The 25791-nt window shown below is 73.8% G+C and carries 25 protein-coding genes, 2 pseudogenes and 1 riboswitch; of the genes and pseudogenes, 12 read left to right on the top strand and 15 right to left on the bottom strand.

All coding sequences use genetic code 11. The features are described from left to right. Window positions 1–171 precede the first annotated feature (171 nt). Window positions 172–447: pseudogene (locus tag BKD26_RS42245) on the top strand (GNAT family N-acetyltransferase); the annotation flags it as partial. Here BKD26_RS42245 and BKD26_RS11530 read toward each other — a convergent pair. Both BKD26_RS11530 and BKD26_RS11525 read right to left on the bottom strand, forming a co-directional pair. Further along, a complete protein-coding gene (locus tag BKD26_RS11530) occupies window positions 426–1151 on the bottom strand; it encodes an isocitrate lyase/phosphoenolpyruvate mutase family protein (protein WP_084897765.1) in 726 nt (241 codons plus the stop codon). The pseudogene BKD26_RS42245 and the gene BKD26_RS11530 sit on opposite strands and share 22 nt — an antisense overlap. Next, the gene (locus BKD26_RS11525) at window positions 1148–1672 is read right to left on the bottom strand and encodes a carboxymuconolactone decarboxylase family protein (protein WP_084897764.1); all 525 of its coding nucleotides are present in this window, start codon (window positions 1670–1672) and stop codon (window positions 1148–1150) included. The genes BKD26_RS11530 and BKD26_RS11525 overlap by 4 nt, the downstream gene beginning before the upstream one ends. A gap of 46 nt (window positions 1673–1718) precedes the next feature. On the opposite strand from BKD26_RS11525, the gene BKD26_RS11520 reads away from it, so the two are divergent. Beyond that, on the top strand, window positions 1719–3155 hold the full coding sequence (locus BKD26_RS11520) for a PLP-dependent aminotransferase family protein (protein ID WP_084897763.1): 1437 nt from the start codon (window positions 1719–1721) through the stop codon (window positions 3153–3155). Between the two features lie 188 nt (window positions 3156–3343). Here BKD26_RS11520 and rocD read toward each other — a convergent pair whose 3' ends face one another. Then, a complete protein-coding gene (rocD, locus tag BKD26_RS11515) occupies window positions 3344–4546 on the bottom strand; it encodes an ornithine--oxo-acid transaminase (protein WP_084897762.1) in 1203 nt (400 codons plus the stop codon). A gap of 143 nt (window positions 4547–4689) precedes the next feature. Then, window positions 4690–4781, top strand: a riboswitch (ZMP/ZTP riboswitch). A 36-nt stretch (window positions 4782–4817) separates the two neighbouring features. Between rocD and glyA the strand changes: the two genes are divergently transcribed. After that, on the top strand, window positions 4818–6095 hold the full coding sequence (glyA, locus tag BKD26_RS11510; RefSeq protein ID WP_084897761.1) for a serine hydroxymethyltransferase: 1278 nt from the start codon (window positions 4818–4820) through the stop codon (window positions 6093–6095). A gap of 395 nt (window positions 6096–6490) precedes the next feature. Here the strand turns inward: glyA and BKD26_RS40190 are convergent, their stop codons facing one another. Continuing rightward, on the bottom strand, window positions 6491–7315 hold the full coding sequence (locus BKD26_RS40190) for a hypothetical protein (RefSeq protein WP_084897760.1): 825 nt from the start codon (window positions 7313–7315) through the stop codon (window positions 6491–6493). Continuing rightward, a complete protein-coding gene (locus tag BKD26_RS11500) occupies window positions 7302–7910 on the bottom strand; it encodes an RNA polymerase sigma factor (protein ID WP_084897759.1) in 609 nt (202 codons plus the stop codon). Before BKD26_RS11500 ends, BKD26_RS40190 begins: the two co-directional genes overlap by 14 nt. 68 nt (window positions 7911–7978) lie before the next feature. Here BKD26_RS11500 and trpS point away from each other — a divergent pair, with 68 nt between their 5' ends. Then, a complete protein-coding gene (trpS, locus tag BKD26_RS11495; protein WP_084897758.1) occupies window positions 7979–8992 on the top strand; it encodes a tryptophan--tRNA ligase in 1014 nt (337 codons plus the stop codon). 117 nt (window positions 8993–9109) lie between these two features. Beyond that, the gene (locus BKD26_RS11490) at window positions 9110–9700 is read left to right on the top strand and encodes a 2'-5' RNA ligase family protein (RefSeq protein ID WP_084897757.1); all 591 of its coding nucleotides are present in this window, start codon (window positions 9110–9112) and stop codon (window positions 9698–9700) included. On the opposite strand, the gene BKD26_RS11485 is transcribed toward BKD26_RS11490, so the two are convergent. Further along, window positions 9665–10465, bottom strand: a complete 801-nt coding sequence (locus BKD26_RS11485; protein ID WP_084897756.1) for a decaprenylphospho-beta-D-erythro-pentofuranosid-2-ulose 2-reductase — start codon at window positions 10463–10465, stop codon at window positions 9665–9667. The two genes, BKD26_RS11490 and BKD26_RS11485, sit on opposite strands and share 36 nt — an antisense overlap. Window positions 10466–10487: 22 nt before the next feature. Then, a complete protein-coding gene (locus BKD26_RS11480; protein ID WP_084897755.1) occupies window positions 10488–11876 on the bottom strand; it encodes an FAD-binding oxidoreductase in 1389 nt (462 codons plus the stop codon). 178 nt (window positions 11877–12054) lie between these two features. Here BKD26_RS11480 and BKD26_RS42240 point away from each other — a divergent pair, with 178 nt between their 5' ends. Genes BKD26_RS42240 through BKD26_RS11455 form a run of 4 tightly spaced genes read left to right on the top strand, consistent with a single transcriptional unit; the run spans window position 12055 to window position 15357 of the window. Then, a complete protein-coding gene (locus BKD26_RS42240; RefSeq protein ID WP_347104706.1) occupies window positions 12055–13110 on the top strand; it encodes a phosphatase PAP2 family protein in 1056 nt (351 codons plus the stop codon). A gap of 31 nt (window positions 13111–13141) precedes the next feature. Continuing rightward, window positions 13142–14014 (top strand): decaprenyl-phosphate phosphoribosyltransferase, encoded by an 873-nt coding sequence (locus BKD26_RS11465; RefSeq protein WP_241518624.1) that lies wholly within the window; start codon window positions 13142–13144, stop codon window positions 14012–14014. A gap of 29 nt (window positions 14015–14043) precedes the next feature. Next, the gene (locus BKD26_RS11460; RefSeq protein WP_084897753.1) at window positions 14044–14430 is read left to right on the top strand and encodes a GtrA family protein; all 387 of its coding nucleotides are present in this window, start codon (window positions 14044–14046) and stop codon (window positions 14428–14430) included. A 9-nt stretch (window positions 14431–14439) separates the two neighbouring features. Beyond that, window positions 14440–15357 carry a YihY/virulence factor BrkB family protein gene (locus BKD26_RS11455; protein WP_084897752.1) on the top strand — a complete coding sequence of 306 codons (918 nt, stop codon included), beginning with the start codon at window positions 14440–14442 and terminating at the stop codon, window positions 15355–15357. Here the strand turns inward: BKD26_RS11455 and BKD26_RS11450 are convergent. Beyond that, window positions 15299–16573: a D-alanyl-D-alanine carboxypeptidase gene (locus BKD26_RS11450; protein ID WP_347104703.1), complete on the bottom strand. Its 1275-nt coding sequence runs from the start codon at window positions 16571–16573 to the stop codon at window positions 15299–15301. The two genes, BKD26_RS11455 and BKD26_RS11450, sit on opposite strands and share 59 nt — an antisense overlap. Before the next feature lie 85 nt (window positions 16574–16658). On the opposite strand from BKD26_RS11450, the gene BKD26_RS11445 reads away from it, so the two are divergent. From BKD26_RS11445 to BKD26_RS11435, 3 genes and pseudogenes are all read left to right on the top strand, one after another. Further along, window positions 16659–16910: a hypothetical protein gene (locus BKD26_RS11445; RefSeq protein ID WP_084897751.1), complete on the top strand. Its 252-nt coding sequence runs from the start codon at window positions 16659–16661 to the stop codon at window positions 16908–16910. An 11-nt stretch (window positions 16911–16921) separates the two neighbouring features. Then, window positions 16922–18421 (top strand): metallophosphoesterase, encoded by a 1500-nt coding sequence (locus BKD26_RS11440; RefSeq protein ID WP_084897750.1) that lies wholly within the window; start codon window positions 16922–16924, stop codon window positions 18419–18421. A gap of 90 nt (window positions 18422–18511) precedes the next feature. Further along, window positions 18512–20064 (top strand): annotated as a pseudogene (locus tag BKD26_RS11435) (ABC transporter substrate-binding protein). Here BKD26_RS11435 and BKD26_RS11430 read toward each other — a convergent pair. The 7 genes from BKD26_RS11430 to BKD26_RS11400 form a co-directional block, all read right to left on the bottom strand. Then, window positions 20051–20794: a TetR family transcriptional regulator gene (locus BKD26_RS11430; protein ID WP_241518623.1), complete on the bottom strand. Its 744-nt coding sequence runs from the start codon at window positions 20792–20794 to the stop codon at window positions 20051–20053. The pseudogene BKD26_RS11435 and the gene BKD26_RS11430 overlap by 14 nt on opposite strands. A gap of 20 nt (window positions 20795–20814) precedes the next feature. Beyond that, complete coding sequence (locus BKD26_RS11425; protein WP_084897749.1) at window positions 20815–21216, bottom strand: DCC1-like thiol-disulfide oxidoreductase family protein; 402 nt, start codon at window positions 21214–21216, stop codon at window positions 20815–20817. Between the two features lie 2 nt (window positions 21217–21218). Further along, window positions 21219–21632, bottom strand: coding sequence for a hypothetical protein (locus BKD26_RS11420; RefSeq protein ID WP_084897748.1), 414 nt, complete (start codon window positions 21630–21632; stop codon window positions 21219–21221). Window positions 21633–21719: 87 nt separating this feature from the next. Further along, window positions 21720–22085 (bottom strand): hypothetical protein, encoded by a 366-nt coding sequence (locus BKD26_RS11415; RefSeq protein WP_206603682.1) that lies wholly within the window; start codon window positions 22083–22085, stop codon window positions 21720–21722. Window positions 22086–22196: 111 nt separating this feature from the next. Beyond that, on the bottom strand, window positions 22197–24284 hold the full coding sequence (locus BKD26_RS11410; RefSeq protein ID WP_143662639.1) for a DUF4132 domain-containing protein: 2088 nt from the start codon (window positions 24282–24284) through the stop codon (window positions 22197–22199). A gap of 73 nt (window positions 24285–24357) precedes the next feature. Further along, entirely contained in the window at window positions 24358–24549 is a 192-nt protein-coding gene (locus tag BKD26_RS11405; protein WP_084897995.1) for a ferredoxin, read from the bottom strand. Between the two features lie 11 nt (window positions 24550–24560). Beyond that, entirely contained in the window at window positions 24561–25751 is a 1191-nt protein-coding gene (locus BKD26_RS11400) for a cytochrome P450 (protein WP_084897746.1), read from the bottom strand. Window positions 25752–25791 lie beyond the last annotated feature (40 nt).

Raw genomic sequence — 25791 nt, 5'->3', positions numbered from 1 at the left:
CGAGGTCCGGGGACGACCTGCACGGCGGCGGCAACGGCGGCTTCGTGTGGGCGGACGGCGGCCCGCCGGAGGGCACCCGGTTCGCCGGCGGGATGGTCGCGAGGGCCCGCGAGGCGGGGACGTTCCGCCCCCGGCTGGGGCACGTACGCCCTCGTCCGCGCCTCCGACCGGCGCGCGGTTGGCGCCATCGGGTTCCACGCCGCCCCGGACGCGGACGGCCGCGCGGAGGTCGGCTACGACCTGGTGGAGGGCGCCCGCGGCCACGGCTTCGCCACCGAGGCCCTGCGCGCCCTCGCCGACTGGGCCTTCGCCCGGTCCGAGGTGACCGTTCTGCGCGCCACCGTCGACCACGGCAACACCCCCTCGCACGGGGTCGTCACCCGCGCCGGCTTCACCAAGGCCGCCGACACCGAGGACGGCACGGTCTACGAGCTGCGCCGCACCTGATCGGCGATGTCCCGCACCGCCGCCATCGCACGGTGCAGCAGCCCCGGACCGAAGGTGATGCGCGTGGCGCCCAGGCGGCTCAGTTCCGCGACCGGCGGGCTGCCGAGGAAGGGCGCCACGTTGATGGGCCCGTCGATCCGCGCGCGGAGCAGCGGCAGGTGCTCGGCCGGTACGCCGATGGGGTAGACGCAGTCGGCGCCCGCCTCGACGTACAGCCGCGCCCGGGTGATGGCCTCCTCGGGGTCGGTGACGCCCCGGATGAAGGTGTCCACGCGGGCGTTGACGAACAGGTGGTCGCCCGCCTCGGCCCGTACCTCCGCCAGCCAGTCGGCGTGTGCGCGCGGGTCGTTGAGCGTGCCGGCCCGGGAGTCCTCCAGGTTCACGCCGACCGCGCCGGCGTCCAGGACGCGGGCGACCAGTTCCTTGGGCGCGAGGCCGTAGCCGGCCTCCACGTCCGCCGACACCGGGACGGACACCGACCGGGTGATCCGGGCGACGGCCGCGAACATCTCGTCCGCGGGCGTCGCCCCGTCCTCGTACCCGAGTGACGCCGCCACCCCCGCGGACGGCGTGGCGAGGGCCGGGAAACCGGCGTCCGCGAAGGCCCGGGCGCTGGCGGCGTCCCACGGGCCGGGCAGGACCAAAGGATCCCCGGGGGCCCGCCCGTGGTGCAGGGCGCGGAACGCGGCGACGGCACCGGTCACTTGACGAGTCCCTGGAACTGGCCCGGCGTGTAGTGGCCCGGGACCATGCGGCTGGTGACGGCGAAGCGGTTCCAGGCGTTGATGACGGTGATCGCGGCGATCAGCTGGGCCAGTTCCGTCTCCTCGAAGTGCTTGGCGGCACGCTCGTACACCTCGTCGGGGACGAAACCGTCCGTGAGGACGGTGATGGCCTCGGCGAGTTCGATCGCGGCGAGCTCCTTCTCGGTGTAGAAGTGCCGCGACTCCTCCCAGGCGCTGAGCTGGACGATCCGCTCGACCGACTCACCGGCCGCCAGCGCGTCCTTGGTGTGCATGTCGAGGCAGTAGGCGCAGTGGTTGAGCTGCGAGGCGCGGATCTTGACCAGTTCGAGGAGGACCGGGTCGACGCCCTGACGGGCGGCCGCGTCCAGCCGGACCATGGCCTTGTAGACCTCGGGCGCCTGCTGGGCCCAGGCGAGGCGGGGGGTGTGCTCGGTCGCGTACTCGTTCGTGGTCGTGTCCGCGTTCGTGTTCGTCGTCATGTGATCACCGTACGGGGGGTGTGGCGCAGAGGTATGGTCCACTTCCATGACGGATTCCTGGGCCACTTTCGGGGCCGATCTGCACCTGGAGCTACGGGGTCCGCGGCTGCGGTCCGGCCTGATGGACGCGCTGCGGGAGGCCGTTCGGGCCGGGCGGCTGGCACCCGGGACGCGGCTGCCCTCGTCCCGGTCGCTCGCCGCCGACCTGGGCATCGCCCGCAACACGGTCGCCGACGCGTACGCCGAGCTCGTCGCCGAGGGCTGGCTCACCGCCCGTCAGGGCTCCGGCACGCGCGTGGCCCGGCGCGCCGCCCCGCGCCCCGGCCCGGGGGCGGGGCACCGCGGGGGGCCGGGGCGGGGGGCGGCGGCCACCCCCGTTCCGGTCCGGCGCCCGCCCGTCCGCCGGCCCGCCGCGCACACCCTGCACCCCGGCATGCCCGACCTCGGCTCCTTCCCGCGCGCCGAGTGGCTCAAGGCGGCCCGCCGGGCGCTGATGTCCGCCCCGCACGAGGCGCTCGGCTACGGCGGGCCGCGCGGCCGCATCGAGCTGCGTACCGTCCTCGCCGACTACCTGGCACGGGCCCGGGGCGTGTACGCCGACCCCGACCGCATCGTCATCTGCTCCGGCTTCGTCCACGGGCTGCGGCTGATGGCACAGGTGCTGCGCGGGCGCCGGGTGCGGGACGTCGCCGTCGAGTCGTACGGGCTCGACATCCACTGGAACCTGCTCACGGAGGCCGGGCTGCGCACGCCCGCGCTGCCGTTCGACGAACACGGCACCCGGACGGGCGAGTTGGGCCGCCAGGGCGCCGTCCTCATCACGCCGGCACACCAGTTCCCGCTCGGTGGCGCGCTGCCGCCGGACCGGCGCGCCGCGGCCGTCGACTGGGCGCGGCGGACGGGCGCGCTGATCCTGGAGGACGACTACGACGGCGAGTTCCGCTACGACCGCCAGCCGGTCGGCGCCCTCCAGGGCCTGGACCCCGAGCGCGTCGTCTACCTCGGTACGGCGAGCAAGTCCCTGACGCCCGGACTTCGGCTGGGGTGGATGGTGGTGCCGGAGGATCTGGTGGGGGACGTACTGGCGGCGAAGGGGCACTCCGAATGGGTGTCGAGCGCGCTGGACCAGCTGACGCTCGCGGAGTTCATCCGCTCCGGCGCCTACGACCGGCACGTACGGGGCATGCGGCTGCGCTACCGCCGGCGGCGCGACCAGCTCGTGGCCGCGCTCGCCGAACGGGCGCCCGACATCCGCGTGAGCGGCATCGCGGCGGGTCTCCACGCCGTACTGGAGCTGCCACCGGGCACCGAACCCACCGTGGTCCAGGCCGCCGCCTGGCAGGGCCTGGCCATCCAGGGCCTGGACCGCTTCCGCCACCCCGACGTGCCGCGCGGCCGCGACGCCCTGGTCGTCGGCTACGCCACCCCCACGGACAGCGCCTGGACCGGCGCCCTGGACGCCCTCTGCCGCGGCCTTCCCTGACCGGGGCGGCCCTGGTCCGGCCCAGGCCCGGCGCCCCAGGCCCGGCGCCCCGGGCCACCGCCCCGCGGGCAGGGCCACCGCTCCTGTGCCGGGCAGCGCCCCGCGCCGGGTCACCGCCCCGTGCCGGGCACCGCCCCCTGACGGTCAACGCCGCTCGGGGCGCCGGGATGGTTGCCGTTCGCCGACGGTCAGCGCAGCACCTGGCGCAGTTGTTCCAGGCCCCAGTCCAGGTCCTCCTTGCTGATCACCAGGGGCGGGGCGATGCGGATGGTCGAGCCGTGGGTGTCCTTCACCAGGACCCCGCGGTCCATCAGCTTCTCCGAGACCTCCCGCCCCGTGCCCAGGCTCGGCACGACGTCCACGCCCGCCCACAGGCCGCGGCCGCGCACCTCCTCCACGGCACCCTGGCCCACCATGAGCCCCAGCTCCTGGTGGAGGTGGTCGCCCAGCTCGGCCGCCCGCTGCTGGTACTCGCCCGTGCGCAGCATCGCCAGGACCTCCAGCGCCACCGCGCAGGCCAGCGGGTTGCCGCCGAACGTCGAACCGTGCTCGCCCGGCCGGTGGACGCCGAGCACCGCCGCGCTCGACACGACCGCCGACACCGGCACGACACCGCCGCCCAGCGCCTTGCCCAGCACGTACATGTCCGGGACCACGCCCTCGTGTTCACACGCGAACGTCCGGCCCGTGCGGCCCAGGCCCGACTGGATCTCGTCCGCGATGAACAGCACGTCCCGCTGCCGGGTCAGCTCCCGGACCGCCGGCAGATACCCGGGCGGAGGCACCAGCACGCCCGCCTCGCCCTGGATCGGCTCCAGCAGCACGGCCACGGTGTTGTCCGTCATGGCCTCGGCCATCGCCGTGAGGTCGCCGTACGGCACGATCTCGAACCCCGGTGTGTACGGGCCGTAGTCCGCCCGCGCCTCGGGGTCGGTGGAGAAGCTGACGATCGTGGTCGTACGGCCGTGGAAGTTGCCCGCCGCCACGATGATCTTCGCCATCCCGTCCGGGACGCCCTTGACGCGGTACCCCCACTTGCGGGCGGTCTTCACGGCGGTCTCCACCGCCTCCGCCCCGGTGTTCATCGGCAGCACCATCTCCATGCCGCAGAACTCGGCCAGCTGCGCGCAGAAGTCAGCGAACCGGTCGTGGTGGAACGCACGCGACGTCAGCGTCACCCGCTCCAACTGCGCCTTCGCGGCCTCGATCAGCCGCCGATTGCCGTGGCCGAAGTTCAGCGCCGAGTAGCCGGCGAGCATGTCGAGGTAGCGGCGTCCCTCGACGTCGGTCATCCAGGCACCGTCCGCCGAAGAGACGACGACGGGCAACGGGTGGTAGTTGTGCGCGCTGTGCGCCTCCGCGGAAGCGATCGCCTCTAGTGTTCTCGACACGGGGTCTCCGTTCGTCCTGCGGCCGGGGGCGGTGGTGGCGCCCCTTTCTATCGTCGCTCGCCATGCGGACGAAGAAACCTCGCGGGCGGTGTGGCGGCTAGGCCCTGCCCGGCAAGATCGGCCGGGCAGGGCCTAGGCTGGGCGGTACGCGCGGCGACTGGCGTACGGGGAACCGACCCCGGGGGAGCCGTGCGCGGCAGACCACACGAGGGTGCCGCCCGCCTGGGCACCCGGAGACCTTGTCCGTGCTGCCGGCCCCCTGGAGGACGCCATGACCAGCTTTCCCCTTCCCGCTCACCACCCGGCTCTCGTCACCACCGATCCCGAACTCGCCGCGCTCGTCGGTGCGGAGGAGCGCCTGCAGGGCGAGACGCTTCGGCTGATCCCGAGCGAGAACTACGTCTCGCAGGCCGTCCTGGAGGCCTCGGGCACCGTCCTGCAGAACAAGTACAGCGAGGGCTACGCCGGCCGGCGCTACTACGAGGGCCAGCAGAACATCGACCAGGTCGAGCTGCTCGCCATCGGCCGGGCCAAGGCCCTCTTCGGCGTCGACCACGCCAACGTCCAGCCCTACTCCGGCTCCCCGGCCAACCTCGCCGTCTACCTCGCCTTCGCCGAGCCCGGCGACACCGTGATGGGCATGGCTCTCCCGATGGGCGGTCACCTCACCCACGGCTGGGGGGTCTCCGCGACCGGCAAGTGGTTCCGCGGCGTCCAGTACGGCGTACGCCAGGACACCGGGCTCATCGACTTCGACGAGGTGCGCGACCTCGCCCTCAAGGAGCGCCCCAAGGTCATCTTCTGCGGTGGTACCGCCCTTCCCCGGACCATCGACTTCGCCGCGTTCGCCGAGATCGCCCACGAGGCGGGCGCCGTGCTCGTCGCCGACGTCGCCCACATCGCCGGCCTGATCGCCGGCGGCGCCCATCCGTCGCCGGTGCCGCACGCGGACGTCATCTCCACGACCACCCACAAGACCCTGCGCGGCCCGCGCGGCGCGATGCTCATGTGCCGCGAGGAGCACGCCAAGGCCATCGACAAGGCGGTCTTCCCCGGCCTCCAGGGCGGCCCGCACAACCAGACCACCGCCGCCATCGCGGTCGCCCTCCACGAGGCGTCCCAGCCCTCCTTCCGTGACTACGCGCACGCGGTCGTCGCCAACGCCAAGGCCCTCGCCGAGGAGCTCCTCGTCCGCGGCTTCGACCTGGTCTCCGGCGGCACGGACAACCACCTGATCCTGATGGACCTCACCCCCAAGGACGTGCCGGGCAAGATCGCCGCGAAGGCCCTGGACCGGGCGGGGATCGTCGTCAACTACAACACCGTCCCCTACGACCCCCGCAAGCCGTTCGACCCCTCCGGCATCCGTATCGGCACCCCCTCCCTCACCTCCCGCGGTCTCGGTACGCAGCACATGGCGGCCGTCGCCGACTGGATCGACCGGGGCGTCACCGCCGCCCGCACCGGCGACGAGGACGCCCTGGCCACGATCCGGGCCGAGGTCGCCGACCTGATGGCCGCCCACCTGGCCCCCGGCCTCCCGGCCTGACGCCCACCCCCAGGCCCGCCCCGGGTCCGGCGCCGCGGCGGGGGGTGACCCACCCGGGGTGGCGCCCGGCTGCGTCCCCCGCCCACCCCGGGGCGGCTCCCGGCCTCCGGCAGACGCCCACCCTCAGGCGCGCCCCCGGAGCCGGGCCCTGGTGGCCCACCCCGGGGCGGCTCCCGGCCCTCGGGTCACCCCCGGGCTCCCGGGCCCGGGCGGATCACGCCCGGTCGGCACCCGGCCTGGCCCGGGCGGGCCACGCCCGGTCCGGCCCCGCCTCGGCCCTGGGCGCCCCCGGGCCACTCCGGCCGGTCCGGAGCCGGGACCTCAACCTTCCGGTCCCGGCGGCTCCCGGCCGGTGGCTCACCGTCCACGAAGCCGTGTGGACGGCGCCCCGGGCCCTACGTCGACTCGGCGATGGCCCGGGCGCGGGTCTGGGACGGCTCGCCCTCCAGGCGGAGGGTCAGACCGTCGTGGCCGGTCCACAACAGCGTGGGGCCCGCCGTGCGCTGCGAGTGGGTCCACAGCCTGCCCTCCCCGTCCGTCATGGGGAAGGTCAGCAGATGCGGGCGCGCGAACCAGTACCCCGGCCCGACGCCGCCCAGCTCCACATACTCGGGCTCCTCCCGGACCGTCTTGCCGAAGCCGACGTCCAGCCGCGCCGGGAACTCGTCCAGCCGTATCGTGCGGCCCGGTTCGTGCCAGCACAGGCTCACCACATGCCGGCCGCCCGGCGCCTCGCCCACCGACACCGCGTCCGGCGCCCCCAGCGCACCGGGCACCCGCGGCTCGAACCCGGCCCGCCGCCCCGCCTCCGCCAACGGCACCGGCGACGCGCACCCCGGCACCACCGGGCTGGCCCCCGGCGCGGGCGTCGCCGAGGGGTCGTACCGCACCTGCACCCCGCCGAAGCCGAACCAGTCCGCCACCGCCGCCCGCACCGGAGGCGTGAGCACCAGCACGACCAGCGCGCCGGACAGCGCGACCCCCAGCGCCCGCCACCGCCGCCGGGCCCACGCCCGGATCCGCTCGCCCCGCCCCGGCGGCTCCGCCACCGGCACCGGCACCGGCACCGACTCCGCCAGCAGCTGCGCCAGCACCCGCTCGGCCATGGACTGCCCGCCCACGTCCGGCACCCGCAGCCCGCGCCCCAGCTCCCGCAGCTCCCGCTCGAGCCCACGCTCCAGGTCACGCGCCCTGCGGCCACGTTCCTCACCCGTGCTCATCACTCACCTCCTCCCACTCGGGCCCGCCGGGCAGCATCCGGCCCAGCTTCTTCAGCGCACGGCTCAGCCGCGACTTCACCGTGCCCCGCGGCCAGCCGAGCGCCTCCGCCGTCTCCGCCTCGTCCATCTCCAGCAGATACCGGTAGGTGACGACCTGGCGCTGCTCCTCGCTCAGCGCCTCCAGCGCGGCCGTCAGCAACGCCCGCCGCTCCAGCTCCACGGCCGCCACCGCCGGGTCCGCCGACTCCGGTATCAGCGGCTCGGCGGCCAGCAGTTCCGCCTCCCGCCCCGCGACGGCCCGCTGCCGCACCACCGAGCGCACTGTGTTTCTCGTCTCATTCATGACGATCCGCAGCAGCCACGGCTGGAAGGCCGCGCCGTCCCGGAACCGCTCCAGCGAGCAGTACGCCTTGAAGAACGCCTGCTGCACCACATCCTCCGCGTCCGCACCCGCGCCGAAAGCGACGGCCGCCCGCAGCGCGACCGGCGTGAAGGCGCGGACCAGCTCCGCGTACGCCTCCGCCTCCCCGGCGCGTACGCGTGCGATCACCGCGGCCTCGTCGACGACGATGCGGCCCCCCTCCCGCGTCCTCACACTCTGAATACACCGCCCGCCCCCGATCGGTTCCCGAGCTGTCGGCGGCACCTGAGAGAATGAGGAACATGGCCTCTGATCGTCCCCGCGTGCTCTCCGGAATCCAGCCCACCGCCGGCTCGTTCCACCTCGGCAATTACCTCGGTGCGGTCCGTCAGTGGGTCGCTCTGCAGGACACCCACGACGCCTTCTACATGGTCGTCGACCTGCACGCGATCACCGTCCCGCAGGACCCGGCGGAGCTGCGCGCCAACACCCGGCTCGCCGCCGCCCAGCTGCTCGCCGCGGGCCTCGACCCCGAGCGCTGCACGCTGTTCGTCCAGAGCCACATCCCCGAGCACGCCCAGCTGGGCTGGGTCATGAACTGCCTCACCGGCTTCGGCGAGGCCTCCCGCATGACGCAGTTCAAGGACAAGTCCGCCAGGCACGGCGCCGACCGCGCCACGGTCGGCCTGTTCACGTACCCGATCCTCCAGGTCGCCGACATCCTGCTGTACCAGGCGAACCAGGTCCCGGTCGGTGAGGACCAGCGCCAGCACATCGAGCTCACCCGCGATCTCGCGGAGCGGTTCAATTCCCGTTTCGGTGAGACGTTCACGCTCCCGGCGCCGTACATCCTGAAGGAGACGGCGAAGATCTACGACCTTCAGGACCCGTCGGTCAAGATGAGCAAGTCGGCCTCCACCCCCAAGGGCCTGATCAACCTCCTCGACGAGCCGAGGGCGACCGCGAAGAAGGTGAAGAGCGCGGTGACCGACACCGACACCGTGATCCGCTTCGACCCCGAGAACAAGCCGGGCGTCAGCAACCTGCTGACGATCATGTCCACCCTCACCGGCACCTCCGTCCCCGACCTGGAGCGGAGCTACGAGGGCAAGCTGTACGGCGCTCTGAAGACCGACCTCGCCGAGATCATGGTCGACTTCGTGACCCCCTTCAGGACCCGCACCCAGGAATACCTCGACGACCCCGAGACGCTGGACTCCATCCTGGCCAAGGGTGCGGAGAAGGCCCGCGCGGTCGCCGGCGAGACGCTCGCGCAGACGTACGAGAAGGTGGGCTTCCTTCCCGCCAAGCACTGAAACGGGCCGGTACGGCACCGGCGCTGCTCCCGTGCCGGATCCAACGACTCTGGCCACGCGATGGGTACAGCCGCCACACTGGCGGCTGAAGCCGACGACTGAACTGAGGAGAACGACGTGGGGACCGTAACGCTCGGCGTTTCGATCGCGGTCCCGGAGCCCTACGGCAGCCTGCTCCAGGAGCGGCGCGCGGGCTTCGGTGATCCCGCCGCGCACGGCATCCCCACGCACGTCACCCTGCTGCCGCCGACCGAGGTGGAGGCGGCGCGGCTGCCCGCGGTCCGGGCGCACCTCGCCGGGGTCGCGGCGGCCTGCCGGGCGTTCCCGATGCGGCTGTCCGGCACGGGCACCTTCCGGCCGCTGTCGCCGGTCGTCTTCGTCCAGGTCGTGGAGGGCGCGGCGGCCTGCTCCTGGCTCCAGCAGCGGGTCCGGGACACGTCGGGCCCGCTGGAGCGGGAGCTGCAGTTCCCGTACCACCCGCACGTGACCGTGGCGCACGGCATCGCGGAGGAGGCGATGGACCGGGCGTACGAGGAGCTGGCCGACTTCGAGGCGTCGTGGACCGTCGGCTCCTTCGCGCTGTACGAGCAGGGCGCGGACGGGGTGTGGCGGAAGCTGTACGAGTACGAGTTCGGCGCCGGCCGCCCCGCGCCGTCCGTGCCCGCCCAGGGCTCACCCGTCGACGAACCGGCCACCACCCGCACCTGAGACGCACCTGCGGAAGAGCGGGCGCGGCAGGTGCCGGAGGGCCGACATCACCACGCGCAGCGTGCCCGGTACCCACACGGTCTCCGACCGGCGCCGCAGCCCCTGCTCGATCGCGTACGCCACCGCCTCCGGTGTCGTCGCCAGCGGGGCCTCCGCCAGCCCGGCCGTCATCCTGGTCCGTACGAAGCCGGGCCTGACGACCATGACGTGCACGCCCGTGCCGTGCAGGGCGTCGCCCAGGCCCTGGGCGAAGGCGTCCAGGCCGGCCTTGCTGGAGCCGTAGATGAAATTGGCGCGGCGGGCGCGCTCACCGGCCACCGACGACAGCACCACCAGCGAGCCGTGCCCCTGCGCCCGCAGCGCGTTCGCGCAGGTCAGGCCGGCGGAGACGGCGCCGGTGTAGTTGGTCTGGGCGACGCGTACGGCGGCGAGCGGCGCCTGCTCGTCGTGTGCCTGGTCGCCCAGGACGCCGAAGGCGAGCAGCACCATGTCGATGTCGCCCTCGGCGAACACCTTCCCCAGGGCGTCCTCGTGCGCGGCGGGGTCCAGCGCGTCGAACGGGACGGTGTGGACGGCCGCCGCGTCGGGCCCCGCGCGCAGTTCGCGCAGTGACGCCGCGGCGGCGTCCAGGGCGGGGGAGGGGCGGCCGGCCAGCCACACCGTCCGCGTACGGCGGGCGATCAGGCGGCGGGCGGTGGCCAGGGCGATCTCGGACGTGCCGCCGAGGACGAGCAGGGACTGGGGGGCGCCGAAGGCATCCTTCATGACGACGTACTCCTTACAGGCCTCACAGGCCCAGGCGGCGGGCGAGGTCCGAGGTGAACACCGAGCGCGGGTCCAACTCGGTGCGCAGGGCGAGGAATTCGGGCAGGCGCGGGTACATGGCACGCAGCGCGTCCGGGCGCAGCCGCGAGTCCTTGGCGAGGTAGACACGGCCGCCCGCGCCCGCCACCTCCTCGTCGAGCTCGTCCAGGAACGCGCCGAGGCCGGTCAGCCCGGCCGGGATGTCCAGCGCCAGCGTCCAGCCGGGCATGGGGAAGGAGAGCCAGCCGGGGTCGCCCTCGCCGAACCGTTTCAGGACGGCCAGGAACGACGGGCAGCCCCGGCGCGCGATCCGGGCGACGATGCGGCGCAGGGTGTCCTCGTGCCCGTACCCGACGACGAACTGGTACTGGACGAAGCCGCCGCGCCCGTACACCCGGTTCCAGTGCGGGACGCCGTCCAGGGGGTGGAAGAACGCGGACAGGCGCTGGAGTTCGCCGGTGCGGTGGCGGGGCGCCTTGCGGTACCAGAGCTCGTTGAACAGCCCGACCGTCGCGCGGCTGAGGAGCCCTTCGGGTACGAAGGCGGGCGCGGCCGGCAGCCTGCCGCCGGGGCGGAAGGCGAGCGGGTCGCGCCGCGCTCGTCGGGGGAGCGCGTCGTACGGGGCGTGGTCGCCGCGCGTGAGGACGGCGCGGCCGGTGGCGGCCCCGCGCGCGAGCAGGTCGATCCAGGCGACGGAGTAGCGGTAGCCGTGGTCGTTGGCGGTGAGGCGGGCCATCAGGTCGTCGAGGTCGGCGGCGCGTTCGGTGTCGACGGACATCAGGGACGTCTCGACGGGGAGGAGCTGGACGGTGGCGGAGAGGATCACTCCGGTCAGCCCCATGCCGCCGGTGGTGGCGTCGAAGAGGTCGGTGCCGGGGACGACGGTGCGGATCGTGCCGTCGGCGGTGAGGAGGTCGAAGGCGCGTACGTGGCGGCTGAAGGAGCCGGAGACGTGGTGGTTCTTGCCGTGGATGTCGGCGCCGATGGCTCCGCCGACGGTGACGTAGCGGGTGCCGGGGGTGACCGGGACGAACCAGCCGAGCGGCAGCAGCACCTCCATCAGGTGGTGCAGGCTGACGCCCGCGTCACAGACGACGAGGCCCGCGTCGGCGTCGATGGAGCGGATGCGGGCGAGGGCGGTCATGTCGAGGACGGAGCCGCCGGCGTTCTGCGCCGCGTCGCCGTACGCGCGGCCCAGGCCGCGGGCGATGCCCCCGCGCGTGCCGCAGGCGCGGACCGCGGCGGCGGCCTCCTCGTAGCTGCGGGGGCGCAGGACGCGGGCGACGCTGGGAGCGGTGCGGCCCCAGCCGGTCACCGGCTCGGTGGGGTTGTCGGCCTCGGGCGTGGGCGGCGTGGGCGGCGTGGACGGCATGGACGGGACCGTATCGCCGGACTCGGGGCATTTGGGGGCTTTGTCGGCTGAGTCGCCCGGCTCGCCGAAATGGGTGATTAAACGAGTGTCATGAAAGATTGCCGCGTCCTCGGGCGGGCGGCACGCCAGAGTCGGCCCTGGTGCACCCGTCCACGGACGAGGAAAGGGGTGGCGGAGGATGCGATACGCGGGGGCCGACCGGTCGCTGCTGAGCGCGCTGCACGCCTACGGCCACCGCCGGCCGGCGGTGGCGGCGACCGCCCGGACGTTGTCGTACGCCGGCGAACACGGCGCGCTCTGGCTCGCGGCCGGCCTCGTCGGCGCCGCCACCGACCGTCCGCGCCGCGGCGCCTGGCTCCGCGCCACCGCCCTCACGGCCACGGCCCACCTGGCCGGCATGTCCCTGAAACGCCTGGTACGCCGCCCCCGCCCCGCCACCCTGACCGGCCCCTGCGCGTGCGCTCCGGCCACGTCCGCCCCCGCCGCGCCCACCGCGCCCGCCGACCTCACCGGCCGCCACGGCCCCGGCGCCCCGGCTGCCGCACCGGCGACCGGCGCCCCCGCCTCGGGGGCTGCGCTGACGGTGGGCGCCCCCGCCCCGGCTGCCGCACCGGCGGCGGGCGCCCCGGCCCCCGGTGCCGGTCACGGCCTGGGCGTCGGCGCCCCGAATGCCGTGCCCGCGGCGGGTGCCCGCGCCCTGGAGGCCATGCCCGCCCCCGGCTCCGCCCCCCGTGCGGGGGCCTCGGGCGGCCCCGCTCGCGCCCCTGGCTCCCGCTCCCGCGCCGGGGTCCCGGGCGGCCCCGCCAACCACGGTCGGCGGGCACACCCGGCACACCCGGCACACCCAGCGGTCCCAGCAGTCCCAGCGGTCCCGGCCGCGTCGGTGGGGCGTTGCGGGTGCGGTGAGGGGGCGGGCGGAGGTGTCCACGTGCGGGGGCCGTTCAGGCCGGTTGTGGGGCGGTATTCGTTTCCGAGTTCGCATGCCGCCGCTGCGGTCGCGGCGGCGCTGGTGTTCGGGGCGGTGCGGCCGGGGGTTCGGCGGCTCGGGCTGTCCGTGGCGGTGGCGATGGGGCTGTCCCGGCTCGTCGTGGGCGTGCATTACCCGACCGACGTGGCCGCCGGTGCCCTGCTGGGTGCCGTGACGGCGCGGGTGGGGCGGCGCTGGGTGCTGCGGGATGGGGCGGATCGTTTCTGCATGGGCGCCGCACGGCACCTGGGGCGCCGCCGTGGGTGAGCCGACCGTCGCGGCGGCCGTCACCCGCCCGGTGTTCCAGGCGGTCGTGCTGCCGCTCGGGCTCGTACGGGCCGCGCGGCCCCGCCAGTGGGTCAAGAACGTCCTCGTGGTCGCCGCGCCCGCCGCCGCGGGGCAGCTCGCGTCCCGGCACACCGCCCTCCAACTCGGCATCGTCTTCGTGCTGTTCACCGCCGCGGCCGCCGCCGTCTACCTGATCAACGACGCGCGCGACGCCGACGCCGACCGCGCCCACCCCGTCAAGTGCCGCCGCCCCGTCGCCGCCGGGGACGTCCCCGTGTCCGTGGCGTACGGGACCGGCGGCGTCCTCGCGCTGGGGGCGCTCGTCGGCGGCGCCGCGCTGTGCAACGACCTGACGGCCGCACTGCTGGCCGCGTACCTCGTCATACAGCTCGCCTACTGCCTCCGCCTCAAGCACGTCCTCGTCGTCGACCTCGCCGTCGTCACGACCGGCTTCGTGATGCGTGCCATGATCGGCGGGGTGGCGCTCGGCATTCCGCTCTCGCGCTGGTTCCTCATCACCACCGGCTTCGGCGCCCTCTTCATGGTCGCCGCCAAGCGCTATTCGGAGGCCGTGCAGATGGCGGGCCGGGGCGGCGAAACCCGCGTCCTGCTCAACGAGTACACGACCGGCTACCTCCGCTTCGTCTGGCAGCTCGCCGCCGGCGTCGCCGTGCTCGGCTACTGCCTCTGGGCCCTGGAACACAGCGGCACCTGGCGCCAGCTCTCCACCATCGCCTTCATCCTCGCCGTCCTCCGCTACGCCGTCTTCGCCGACCGCGGCACCGCCGGCGCCCCCGAGGACGTCGTCCTGCGCGACCGTCCCCTCGCCGTGATCGGGCTCGCGTGGCTGTCGATGTACGGGATGGCGGTGGCGGACCTGTGAGGAGGGGGCCGGTGAGGAGGGGGCCTGTGATGGGACGCGAACTCGTGGGATTCCTGGGCGTGGGCGCCCTCGCGTACGCCGCCGACCTCACCCTCTTCCTCCTCCTCCGCCCCCACCTCGACCCCCTCCCCGCCAAGGCCCTCGCCTTTCTCGCCGGCTGCACCGTCGCGTACCTCGGCAACGCCCTCGGTACGTACCGCCGCCGGAGCATCCACCTCCGCCAGTACGGGGCGTTCTTCGGCGTCAATCTCGCGGGCGCGGCCGTGCAGTTGGCGTGCCTCGGCGTGTCGCACCACGGGCTCGGGCTCACGTCCCCGCTCGCCGACACGGTCTCCGGCCTCGGCGTGGGCATGGTCCTCGCCACCTGCCTGCGCTTCTGGGGGACACGCGCACTCGTCTTCGGGACGAGAGGGTAGGCGCACCACATGGACTGGCTGACCAAGCTCCCCGTCATCGGCCCCTGGGCCGCCCGCCTCATGCGTACGCACGCCTGGCGCTCGTACGAGACCCTCGACGAGGCCCACTGGACCCGCCTGGCCGCCGCCATCACCTTCATCAGCTTCCTGGCGCTCTTCCCGCTGATCACCGTGGCCGCCGCCGTCGGCGCCGCGCTGCTCAGCGACGCGCAGCTGCGCAGCATCGAGGACAAGCTCGCCGAGCAGGTCCCCGGCATCTCCGAGCAGCTCGACCTCGACGCGCTCGTCGCCAACGCCGGCACGGTCGGGCTCGTCGCGGGCGCCCTGCTGCTGTTCACCGGCATCGGCTGGGTGGGCTCCATGCGGGACTGCCTGCGCGCGGTGTGGGGGATCGACGACTGCGACGACGACAACCTCTTCGTACGCAAGGGCAAGGACGCCGTGATCCTCCTCGGCCTCGGCGTGACCGGCCTGGCCTCGCTCGCCGCCTCCGGCCTCGGCTCCACCGCCGTCGGCTGGACCGCCGAACGGCTCGGGATCTCCGGCAGCGGCGCCGGTGGCGTACTCCTCCAGACCGGCGCCGTCGCGGTCGCCGTCCTCGCCGACTTCCTGATCCTGCTGTACGTGCTGACCCTGCTGCCCGGCGTCCAGCCGCCGCGCCGCCGCCTCGTCGTGGCGGGGCTGATCGGCGCGGTCGGCTTCGAGGCGCTGAAGCTGCTGCTCGGCGGCTATATGAAGGGCGTGGCGGCGAAGTCGATGTACGGGGCGTTCGGGGTGCCCGTCGCGCTCCTGCTGTGGATCAACTTCACCGCCAAGCTACTGCTGTTCTGCGCCGCGTGGACGGCGACCGGTTCCAGGGCGGCGGCTGCTACCGCTCAGTGTGACGACGACGGCGTACGAGATCGGGAAGCGGCCAGCGGCGGTTGACCAGGAACACCCCGCCCGCCAGCAGCGCCAGCACCCCGCCGGCCACCGCCAGCGCCGTCCCGGCCCCGCCCGAGCCGCCGGCCGCGGCGACCGTCGCCTTGCCGTTGCCCTCACCGGCGGCCTGGTCACCGCCGCCCGGGCCGGTCTGCCCGCTCCCGCCGCTCTCGCCCGTCCCGGTCCCGGTCCGCGCCGACTTCGGCGGCACCAGCTCGCCGACCGGCTTCACCTTCCCGGCCGCCGAGAAACCCCAGTCCAGCAGGCGCGCCGCCTCCTTGTAGACGGCGTGGCCCTCCTTCGCCGACGGGTTCATGACGGTGACCAGCAGCACCCTGCCGTTCCGCTCGGCGACACCGGTGAAGGTGGCGCCCGCGTGCGTCGTGCTGCCGTTCTTGACGCCGGCGATGCCCTGGTAGGCCGGGATGCCGTAGTCGCCCGTCAGCAGCCGGTTGGTGTTCTGGATCTCGAACGTCGACCGCTTCTTGTTGCCGGGCTTGACCTCCCCGGGGAACTTCGCGCGCGGCGTCGAGCAGTACTCCCGGAAGTCCTTGTTCTGCATGCCGCTGCGCGCGATGAGCGTGAGGTCGTACGCGGACGAGACCTGGCCGACGGCGTCGTACCCGTCCGGTGAGACGACGTGCGTGTCGAGCGCCTGGAGCTCGTCGGCGCGGTCGTTCATGTCCTTGACGGTCCTGGCGATGCCGCCGTTCATCGACGACAGGACGTGCACGGCGTCGTTGCCGGAGCGGAGGAAGACGCCCAGCCACAGGTCGTGGACGGTGTAGCTCTGCTTCTCCTTCACCCCGACGAGGCTGGAGCCCTCGCCGACCTTCGCGAGCTCCTCGGCGGTGACCACATGCGCCTGTGTCCTCGGGAGCTTGGGCAGCACCGTGTCCGCGAACAGCATCTTCAGGGTGGAGGCGGGCGGCAGCCGCCAGTGGGCGTTGTGCGCGGCCAGCACATCGCCGCTCTCCGCGTCCGCCACGATCCAGGAGCGGCCCGTCACCTCCTTGGGCAGCACGGGCACGCCGGGGGCCAGGTTCACCTGCGTGCCGGGCTTGCCCAGCTTCACCCCGCCGACCGTGGACATGGCGGCGGGCGGCTTCGGCTGCTTGTCCTCCTTGTCCGGGCCCGGAGCCGCCAGGGCCGGAGCGGCGGTGAGGACGGGCAGCAGCGCGGCGGTGGCGACCGTCAGCGCGGTCTTTCTCAGAGCGGACACGGTCGAGAACGTACAGGGAGGCTTCGCGGAAGCCGACACCACACCCCGCAGGAGGCCCCCGAGCGGCGGCGACGATACTGAACCCATGAAGCTCAGCCGCTCCGCCTCCTGGTTCCTGCTCGCTTTCGGGGTGTGGAGCTGGTTCATCTGGATCACTTTCGTCAAGAATCTCTGGAACGACGCGAGCGGTCTCGCCTTCGACGACGCGGGCGACCCGACTGCCTACTTCTGGGTTCATCTGCTGCTCGCCGTGACGTCCTTTGTTCTGGGGACGGTGGTGGGTGTCATCGGGTTGCGTGGCGTGCGCGCGTTGCGCCGCGGCTCACGCCACGAATAGGGGGTTGGGCTGTGCTGCTGGTCCTGCTGGTGCTCGTCGCTGTCCTCGGCCTGCTGGGCGCCGTGCACTGGTACGTATGGCGCCGCCTGGTGCGCGATGTGACGGTGCCGGGCGGTGTGGCGCGGCGGGCGGGCACGGTCGCCCTGATCGTGCTGCCGCTGCTGTCGGTGGGCGCGCTGACGGCCGGGCGGGCCGGGGCGCCGTTCTGGCTCCAGCAGGTGGTGGCCTGGCCGGGCTTCCTGTGGCTGGCGCTGCTGCTGTACGTGGTCCTCGCCCTGGTGGTGGGTGAGGCGATACGTCCCCTCCTGCGCCGTGCCCTGGACCGCCGGGCGTCCGGAACGCCCGGGGCGCCCATGCCCGGGGCGGCAGGGTCCGGGACGCCCACGCCGGTCACCGCAGCACCCGGCACGCTTCCGGTACCGGACGGCCCCGGCGCCCCGACGGGCGCCGCGCAGTCCCCGCCGGCCGCCTCCCCGCCGGCCGCCTCCGCGCCCGAGAGCCCCGTGCCCGCCGGAGCCGGCTGCCCCGTGGCCCTCGCCACCTCGCCCGGCGCCGCCGCGCCCGCGCCGGAAGCGCCCGGCGCCGCCGCACCCGGCGCACCCGCCTCCGCGCCCGGCGGCCCTGCTGCCGCCGGCGCCTCGACCCTCACCGCCCCGACCGCCACCGCGCCGGAGGCACCCGCCGCCGTCTCCCGGCGGCTGTTCGTGTCGCGGGTCGTCGGCGGGGCCGCGGCGGCCGCGGCCGTGGGCACCGTCGGGTACGGGGCCTACGGGGTCCTGCGGGGGCCGCGCGTCAAGCGGGTCACCGTGCCGCTCGCCAAGCTGGGGCGTGCCGCGCACGGGTACCGGATCGCGGTGGTGAGCGACATCCACCTGGGGCCCATCCTGGGGCGGGCCCACACCCAGCGCATCGTGGACGCGATCAACGCCACCCAGCCGGACCTCGTCGCGGTCGTGGGCGACCTGGTCGACGGCAGCGTCGAGAACCTGGGCCCGGCCGCCGAGCCGCTCGCGCAGCTCCGGGCCCGGGACGGGTCGTTCTTCGTGACCGGCAACCACGAGTACTTCTCCGGGGCCGAGGAGTGGGTCGACCACGTACGCGAACTGGGCCTGCGCCCGCTGCGCAACGAGCGCGTCGAGACGGCCGGGTTCGACCTCGCCGGGGTCAACGACGTCGCGGGCGAGAACCACGGCGACGGCCCCGACTTCGCCGCCGCCCTCGGCGACCGCGACCGGGCGCGCGCCGCGGTGCTGCTCGCGCACCAGCCGGTCGTCATCCACGACGCCGTACGGCACGGGGTGGACCTCCAGTTGTCCGGCCACACCCACGGCGGTCAGCTCTGGCCCGGCAACGTCCTCGCCGAGCTCGCCAACCCCACCGTCGCCGGGCTCGAACGGTACGGCGACACCCAGCTGTACGTGTCCCGGGGCGCGGGCGCCTGGGGGCCGCCCGTCCGGGTGGGCGCGCCGTCCGACATCACGGTCGTTCAACTGGCGTCCACACAAGCATGATGACGGTGTGAAAGTTCAGCCTTCCACAATTCAACAGCGTGTGATTGGGTGACTCCGTCGCGGCAGGGGTGGCGTGAAGGGAATCACGGCATGCGGTCGGTGCGTTTACGAGTCCTCGTCATCTGCGTCCTGTTGCTGGCGGCCGGAATCGGGGGCTGGCAGTTACTTCCCTCGGCCGGCGGCCGGGACGACCCGATCACCGTCGGCACGACGGACGAGGTGACGTCCCTGGATCCCGCCGGGGCCTACGACGCCGGCTCGTGGGCCCTGTACAGCAACGTTTTCCAGTCGCTGCTGACCTTCGAGCCCGGCTCCACCGTCCCCGTCCCGGACGCCGCCGTCGCCTGTGAGTTCACCGGGATGAACCTCCAGACGTACCGGTGCGTGCTCCGCGACGACCTGCGCTTCGCAAGCGGCCGCAAGGTCACCGCCGAGGACGTCAAGCACTCCTTCGAGCGGGTGCTCGCCATAAGGTCGGACGTCGGTCCGCGGGCGCTCTTCCCCGACCTCCGGCGCGTCGACGCCGAGGGCCTGACGGTCACCTTCCACCTCGGCGCCCGGGACGCGACCTTCCCGCAGAAGCTCGCCACCGGTGCCGGCGCGATCGTCGACCGCACCCAGTACCCGAAGGGCGCGCTGCGCGAGGGCCATGGCGTCGACGGCTCGGGTCCGTACGTCCTCACCGCGTACGCGCCGGGCAGTCGCGCCTTCCTCGAACCCAACCCCCGTTACAAGGGCGCCATCCGCAAGCCCGGTGGCCCGGTGGAGATCCGGTACTTCAAGGACTCCGACGCGCTCGCCGCCGCCTGGACGGCCCGCGAGGTCGACGTCACCCACCGCCAGTTGCCTCCGAAGATGCTGTCCGGGCTGGACCCGAGCGCGGACGGCGTCCAGATGACGGAGGCCGACAGCCCCGAGATCCGCAACCTCGTCCTCAACCTGCGTGACGGCTCACCGATGGCGGACAAGGCGGTACGCAAGGCCATCGCCGCGCTCGTCGACCGGTCGCGGATCGTCACCGGCGCGTACCACTCCACCGTGGAGCCCCTCTACTCCCTGATCCCCAAGGGCTTCCCCGGCCACAACACCGCCTTCCACGACGAGAATCCGGAGCCCAGTGCGGAACGGGCGAGGAAGCTGCTGCGGGACGCGGACGTCGAGACGCCGGTCCGCTTCACCTACGGCCACCGCGCCGCCCCACGTACGCCGCCGAAGCCGCCGAGCTGCGCAGGCAGCTGGAGGCAGGAGGGCTGTTCGAGGTGAAGGTCGTCGAGGTGGAGTGGAAGGCCTTCCAGAGGGGGTACGCGAAGGGCGCGTACGACGCGTACGGGCTGGGCTGGCTGCCGGACTTCCCCGACCCCGACAGCTTCACCCAGCCCCTCGTCGGGCGCGGGAACACCCTCCACAACGGGTACGCGAGCCCCGGCGTGGACCGGCTGATCGCCTCCACCCAGCAGTACGGCGACCGGGGCCGGGCCATGAGCGACTTCGAGTCGATCCAGTGGCAGGTGGCGGCGGACGTGCCGCTCGTCCCGCTGTGGCAGAAGAAGGACTACGTGGTGAGCACGACCGACGTCGCGGGGTCGCAGTACCTGTCGGACGGCACGGGCATCTGGCGCCTGTGGCAGCTCAACTGGATCTAGGTGAGGTCTTCTTGGTGGCCACCGCGCCCGGCATGAACTCCTCCAGCACCTCGTGCACCTGCCGCACCAGCGGCCGCAGCACCCGGAACCGGGACAGCGCGATCGCCCGCGCGGCGATGGGCGCGGTGCGCTCGACGAGGCGACGGCTGCGTTCGGTGCCCTCCGTCCGGTCGTACACCCAGAACAGCACCAGCCCCATCTGCATCAGCCACATCAACTGCGGGAGCAGCCCGGCCAGTTCCGGGGCGGTCTTGGTGTCGGAGCCGGACAGCAGCCGCTCGTGGATGGAGATGGCGGCCTCGCGGGCCGCGACCGACTCGGCGGAGAAGGGGCTGAGCGGGCTCTCGGGGTCGGCGGCGTTCTTGAAGAACTGGGTCGCGAAGGGGTGGTACGGCTCGGCCACGTCCAGCCACGTCAGCAGCGAGTCCCGGATCCGTACCGCGAGGTCCCTGTCGCCCGCGAGGACCGGCTGGACCGCCGCCTCGTGCTCGGCGGCCAGCCGGTCGTAGAAGCCCTGGACCAGGTGCTCCTTGGAGGAGAAGTAGTAGTAGGCGTTGCCGACGGAGACGCCCGCCTCCTGGGCGATGGCCCGCATCGTCGTCTTGTCGTACCCGCGCTCCTGGAAGAGCCGGAGCGCGGTTTCGAGGATGAGGGTGCGGGTCTGCTCGCTCTTGGGGGCCTTGGCGGGCCGGGCGGGCTTCGGCGCCTGGGCGTCCGTCACGTCGTTCACGTCCTTCACGCTGCCCGAGCCTAGTGGGGCGTGTCCGGTACGCCGCACCGGCCGTCCCCGCACCCCCGCCCGCCCGCCGGTGCGAGGGCCTCGCGCCACGTGGCGGCGGCGAGGACGGTGGCCCGGGCGAAGGGCATCCCGGCCGGGGTGGCCAGCCAGTGGGCCTTGGACCGGTACTCGGCCAGGGCCCACAGGCACACGATGAACGCGGCGGTCGAGCGGTAGACCTGCCCGGCGTCCCCGACGACCGTGATCTCGTCGAGCGTGGCCCGGTGGTCCAGGTCCGGGAGCCGGCGCCGGGCCTCCTCGGAGGCGGCCGGCACCAGGTCCAGCGGGACGAGCTGCCTCTGCCGCGCCAGCCAGTGCCGCAGATGGACGCAGAGCGGGCACCGCGCGTCGTACAGCACGGTCAGCCGCCGCATCGTCACATGCCGGTCGCGGCGGCTGGACCCGTCCAGCCCTGCGGCGGCACCGGCGGCGTCTGCTCCCGGTCCAGCGTGCTGCGCCGGCGGATCTTGTTGAGTACGTACACGTTGCCGAGGTGCATCACGCCGAGGACGAGCAGGACGACGCCCAGCTTGACCGACAGCGCCTCGAACAGCCGCCGGGCGTCCGCGACCGTCTCGTCCTGGCTCAGGTAGAGGGCGACGAAGCCGAAGTTGACCAGGTAGAAGCCCACCACCAGCAGGTGGTTCACGGCCTCGGCGAGCTTCTCGTTGCCCTGGAGCACATCGGCGAGGAAGATCCGCCCGTTCCGGCTGAGCGTGCGGGCCACCCAGATGGTGAGCGCCACGCTGATCAGCAGGTAGATGACGTACGCGACAACAGTGAGGTCCATCCCCCACCCTCCTTTGAACGCGTTCAAATGGTGATGGCCCTGACTGTAGACCTCTCTTTGAACATGTTCAAGTTGCTGGGTGGGCGGTCAACCGGCGTGGATCCAGGTCCAGATCGCGAGGGCCGTGGGCGCCGGGCAGGCCAGGGCGCCGGTGAGCAGCAGACGGGCCGACGGGGCCATCCGGCGGATGCCGGGTGCGCATGCCAGGGCGATGAGGGCGGCGGCGGCACCGGCGACGATCAGGGCGCATCGCAGAAGGAAGCCCCCCATCGGTGCCCCGGCCGCCGCGCCCCAGACCGCCGCCATGGCCACCAGGCACGCCAGCCAGGCGAGCGAGGCGACGGTGACCGCCCACAGCACCCCGGCCAGCACGGCCACGACGGGCCGCCCCCGGCGAGGCTGGTGCGCCGGCCGCCATGGTCCTTGGGGGGTCGCGTATGTGCCGTGGTTCACCGTCAGGTCCTTCCGTCCGTGCGGGTGTGCACCATGCTCGCCGCGGGGACACCGCCACGGCATGGGCGCGGATGCTCATCTCCGCACGGGCTCGTACTCACGCGGCCACCCTCACTGGGCCGGTGCCGCCGCCACCTCCGTGAACAGAGCGACGTCCCGCAGCGCCTCCGACAGGACCAGCGGTGGCACCGCCCCCGTCCCGGCCGCCTCCCACGGCGCGCGCGGACCGCCCTCGCACCGCTCGAAGCGCAGCGCTCCCGTGACGCACCGGGACGCGATGCCACCGTCCACGTCCCGCCGGTCCACCAGCTCCAGCGGCAGCACCGCCCGCCACGCCGCCTCCGCCCCGGCCGCCAGGTCACCGCGCCGGGGCAGCTCCCGCACCATCTCCGTGGCGTACCCGGCGCCGAAGTACCCCAGTTGCCCGCCTCCCCAGCCCCGCTCACCCATCAGCGCCCGCACCCGCCCGTACTCCAGCACCCGCCCCCCGGCCGGAACGCCCACGCCCCGGTACACCTCCCGCAGCACCTGCCGGAACGGCTGGCGCGCCGCACGCTCACCCAGCACCGCCCGCCACTCCCGTATCTCGTCCTCGTCCGCCCGCACCGGGTGCCACAGCCGCAGCCGCGCCCCCGCGCCGAGCGGCACCGCGGTCCCCTCCGCGCCCGCGAGCGCCCATCCACCGGCCGCCCGCTCGGGCACCCCGGAAACCCAGCCCGTCCCGGCCGCAGCCCCGTCCGCGCACACCTCCCACACCAGCGCCCGCGCCAACGGCCCCGTCACCGGATGGTCGGCGTAGTACCGCTCCCAGTCGGCGCCCGGCCATCGCGTGCCCGCCACCAGGTGCTCCTCCAGCCGCGCCCGCTCGGCCGACAGCAGGGCCCGCAGCCGCTTCGACGCCTCGCGGACGGCCGCCACCCGCTCGCCGTACTCCTCCCGCACCGCCTTGGGCGCCGACTTCAGCACCTGCCCCTGCGGGCCCCGGAAGCTCAGCGAGGCGGTGGCCGACGGCTCCACCGACAGCACGGCCGTGTACGCCCCCAGCTCCTCCTCCCGCATCCCGCGCGCGTCCAGCCCCAGGGACGGCACCCCGCGCTCGGCGAGCATCGACGGCGTGAGCCCGCTGCGGGCCGCAACCGCGTCGAGGGACGTGGCGATGCCCTTCAGCACCGTCCTGTTGCGGACCCTGCCCTTCAACCGGCCCAGCCACCGCACCGCCTGCTCGTCCTGGGCACCCTCGAACTCGCCGAGCACCGCCACCGCGCCCGTCGCGATCCGCGCGTTGCGGCACCAGCCGCCCGAACCGCCGGTGCCCGTACCCGCGTTGAGGGCCACCTCACCGATCGCCGGCACCACCCAGGCGCCCCGCAGCGCGGCCGCCGTCCACAGCAGTCCCCGCACCAGCCGCTCGTTGCGCTCGCTCGCGATGCCCGCCCACCGCCGGACACCCCACGACTGCGGCGCGACCACCAGATGCTCCGGCTGCTCCGCCATGCCCTCCAGCAGGGCCCGTACGACCTCCTCGCCCCGCTCCGCCCCCGCCAGCAGCTCGGCGGCCCGCTTCCGCCACCGCTTGGTGGCGCGCGTCTTGTCCTGGCCGGCGCAGTGCTCCAGGAACGCGGCCACCCCCGGCCCGCCCAGCATCCCGGTGTGCTCGGCCCGCATCCGGGGCCCGTAGCCGTCCTCGTCGTCCAGCAGGGTGCCCGGCAGGCCCGTGCCGTCCTCCGCGTCCGGCCCTATCAGGGCGTCCAGCCGCCGCCGTATCACCGCGTTCGCCGCGTCCTCGTCCTGGTCGCCCCAGGCCGACAGCGACGCCGTGCGCGCGGCACGCAGAAGCATCCGGTCGCACCCGCCGGACTCCACCGCGGCGGACAGGGGCAGCAGCGTCAAGGGCGCGAACTGCTGGAGCAGTTGCTGCGGATCGACCAGCGCGTCCGCACCCACCAGCCGGCGCAGCAGCTCGTCCGCCTCCGCGGCCGACCACCCCAGCCGCCGCGTCGACAGCCACCACACCGCCCACTCGTCGCCCCGGCCGGCGCCACTGCGGCACAGCTTCTCGTGGAACCACAGCGCCGCCCGCCGCTGCTCCGCCACCGTCAGCGACTGCAGGAGCTCCTGCACCGCGGCGCCGCCCCCGGTGCGCTCCCGCACCCCCGCCTCGTACAGCCTGACTTCCAGGCTCTTCTCGGTCCCCACCATGACCACGACGGTAGGGCACGGCACTGACAATCCGACCGCCCCGGCGGGGCAGCGCCCCGCCGGGTGGTCATCGTCAGGTCGCCACCTTGATGGCACCCACCGGGCACGCCCGGGCCGCCTCCCTCACCAACGGACTCCCGGCGCCGTCCTCGCCGCCCGGCACCAGCTCGCTGAACCCGTCGTCGTCCTGGGTGAAGACCGCCGGCGCGGTCAGGGCGCACTGCCCGGCACCGATGCAGACGCTCTTGTCGATCAGAATGTCCATCACTACCGCCTTCACCATGTGACGGGGAGCTCCAGCATCCCCTGGATCGTGTCCCCCGGTTTGAACGGGATCTCCCCGGCCGGCGCCGCCAGGCGCAGCTCCGGCAGCCGCTCGAAGAGCGTCCGCAGCGCGATCTCCATCTCGGCCCGCGCCAGGTTCTGCCCCAGGCACTGGTGGATGCCGAAGCCGAACGCGACATGGTGGCGGGCGGACCGGTGCCAGTCCAGCGTGTCGGGTGCGGCGTACGCGGAGGTGTCCCGGTTGATGACCGACGTCGAGAAGACGACGCCGTCGTCCGCCCGGATCGTCACCCCGGCGATGTCGATGTCCTCCCGCGCCACCCGCAGCATCCCGTCCGCGATGGACAGGAACCGCAGCAGCTCCTCCACGGCGGTGGGCATCAGCGCCGGATCGGCCTTCAGCTCGGCCAGCTGCTCCGGGTGCTGGAGCAGCGTGAACGTACCCAGCGAGATCATGTTCGCCGTGGTCTCGTGACCCGCCACGAGCAGGATGGTGGCCAGCTCGATGAGCAGCTGCTTGTCGAGCCGGCCCTGCGCGAGCTGCTGTGCGACCAGGTCGTCGAGGACACCGTCCCCGGGTTTGTCGCGTTTACGCTCGATCAGATCGCCGAGGTAGCCCTCCAGCTGCTCGCGGGCGTCCTCGGTGTCCGTCGCCTCCGGGCCCCGCAGCAGCCGGCGTGACTGCTCCTCGAAGAAGTCGTGGTCGGCGTACGGCACGCCCAGCAGGTCGCAGATGACGATGGACGGCACCGGCAGGGCGAAGGCGGACACCAGCTCGGCCGGCGGCCCCTGCGCGACCATGGCGTCGATCAGCTCGTCCACCGTCCGCTGGATGCGCGGCCGCAGGTCGGCCGTGCGCTTGAGCGTGAAGCTCGGGATGAGCATCCGCCGCTGTACGTTGTGCTCGGGGTCGTCCACGCCCAGCAGCGCGGCGCGGCGGCGGCTGCGTACGGCCGCGAACCGCGCCGTCGGGACCGGGAACGCCTCGTGGGTGGAGTCGGTGGACAGCCGCTGGTCGGACAGGAGTTGGCGGGCGGTGGCGTGCCCGGTGACCATCCACACCGAGCGGCCGTCGTAGAGCGTGACCCGGGACAGTGGGCGCGACTCGCGCAGCGGTGCGTAGGCGGTGGGCGGGTGGTAGGGGCAGGAGCGGTCCTGGGGGAACGCGACGGCTTCCGTCATGGGGACCTCGCGGGGGGTGAGTCGGATTGCCGATCTCCAC

It is taken from the genome of Streptomyces sp. CB03238, from assembly GCF_002099185.1.
GTDB lineage: Bacteria > Actinomycetota > Actinomycetes > Streptomycetales > Streptomycetaceae > Streptomyces.
This window is presented reverse-complemented; position numbering and strand designations above follow the sequence as displayed.

Bases quoted from the DNA above. Each gene is read 5' to 3' on its own strand.
- BKD26_RS11525 (WP_084897764.1), bottom strand. From the start codon at position 1,672: ATGACGACGAACACGAACGCGGACACGACCACGAACGAGTACGCGACC.
- BKD26_RS11520 (WP_084897763.1), top strand. From the start codon at position 1,719: ATGACGGATTCCTGGGCCACTTTCGGGGCCGATCTGCACCTGGAGCTA.
- glyA (WP_084897761.1), top strand. From the start codon at position 4,818: ATGACCAGCTTTCCCCTTCCCGCTCACCACCCGGCTCTCGTCACCACC.
- BKD26_RS40190 (WP_084897760.1), bottom strand. From the start codon at position 7,315: ATGAGCACGGGTGAGGAACGTGGCCGCAGGGCGCGTGACCTGGAGCGT.
- trpS (WP_084897758.1), top strand. From the start codon at position 7,979: ATGGCCTCTGATCGTCCCCGCGTGCTCTCCGGAATCCAGCCCACCGCC.
- BKD26_RS11485 (WP_084897756.1), bottom strand. From the start codon at position 10,465: ATGAAGGATGCCTTCGGCGCCCCCCAGTCCCTGCTCGTCCTCGGCGGC.
- BKD26_RS11480 (WP_084897755.1), bottom strand. From the start codon at position 11,876: ATGCCGTCCACGCCGCCCACGCCGCCCACGCCCGAGGCCGACAACCCC.
- BKD26_RS42240 (WP_347104706.1), top strand. From the start codon at position 12,055: ATGCGATACGCGGGGGCCGACCGGTCGCTGCTGAGCGCGCTGCACGCC.
- BKD26_RS11460 (WP_084897753.1), top strand. From the start codon at position 14,044: ATGGGACGCGAACTCGTGGGATTCCTGGGCGTGGGCGCCCTCGCGTAC.
- BKD26_RS11455 (WP_084897752.1), top strand. From the start codon at position 14,440: ATGGACTGGCTGACCAAGCTCCCCGTCATCGGCCCCTGGGCCGCCCGC.
- BKD26_RS11445 (WP_084897751.1), top strand. From the start codon at position 16,659: ATGAAGCTCAGCCGCTCCGCCTCCTGGTTCCTGCTCGCTTTCGGGGTG.
- BKD26_RS11425 (WP_084897749.1), bottom strand. From the start codon at position 21,216: ATGCGGCGGCTGACCGTGCTGTACGACGCGCGGTGCCCGCTCTGCGTC.
- BKD26_RS11420 (WP_084897748.1), bottom strand. From the start codon at position 21,632: ATGGACCTCACTGTTGTCGCGTACGTCATCTACCTGCTGATCAGCGTG.
- BKD26_RS11410 (WP_143662639.1), bottom strand. From the start codon at position 24,284: ATGGTGGGGACCGAGAAGAGCCTGGAAGTCAGGCTGTACGAGGCGGGG.
- BKD26_RS11405 (WP_084897995.1), bottom strand. From the start codon at position 24,549: ATGGACATTCTGATCGACAAGAGCGTCTGCATCGGTGCCGGGCAGTGC.
- BKD26_RS11400 (WP_084897746.1), bottom strand. From the start codon at position 25,751: ATGACGGAAGCCGTCGCGTTCCCCCAGGACCGCTCCTGCCCCTACCAC.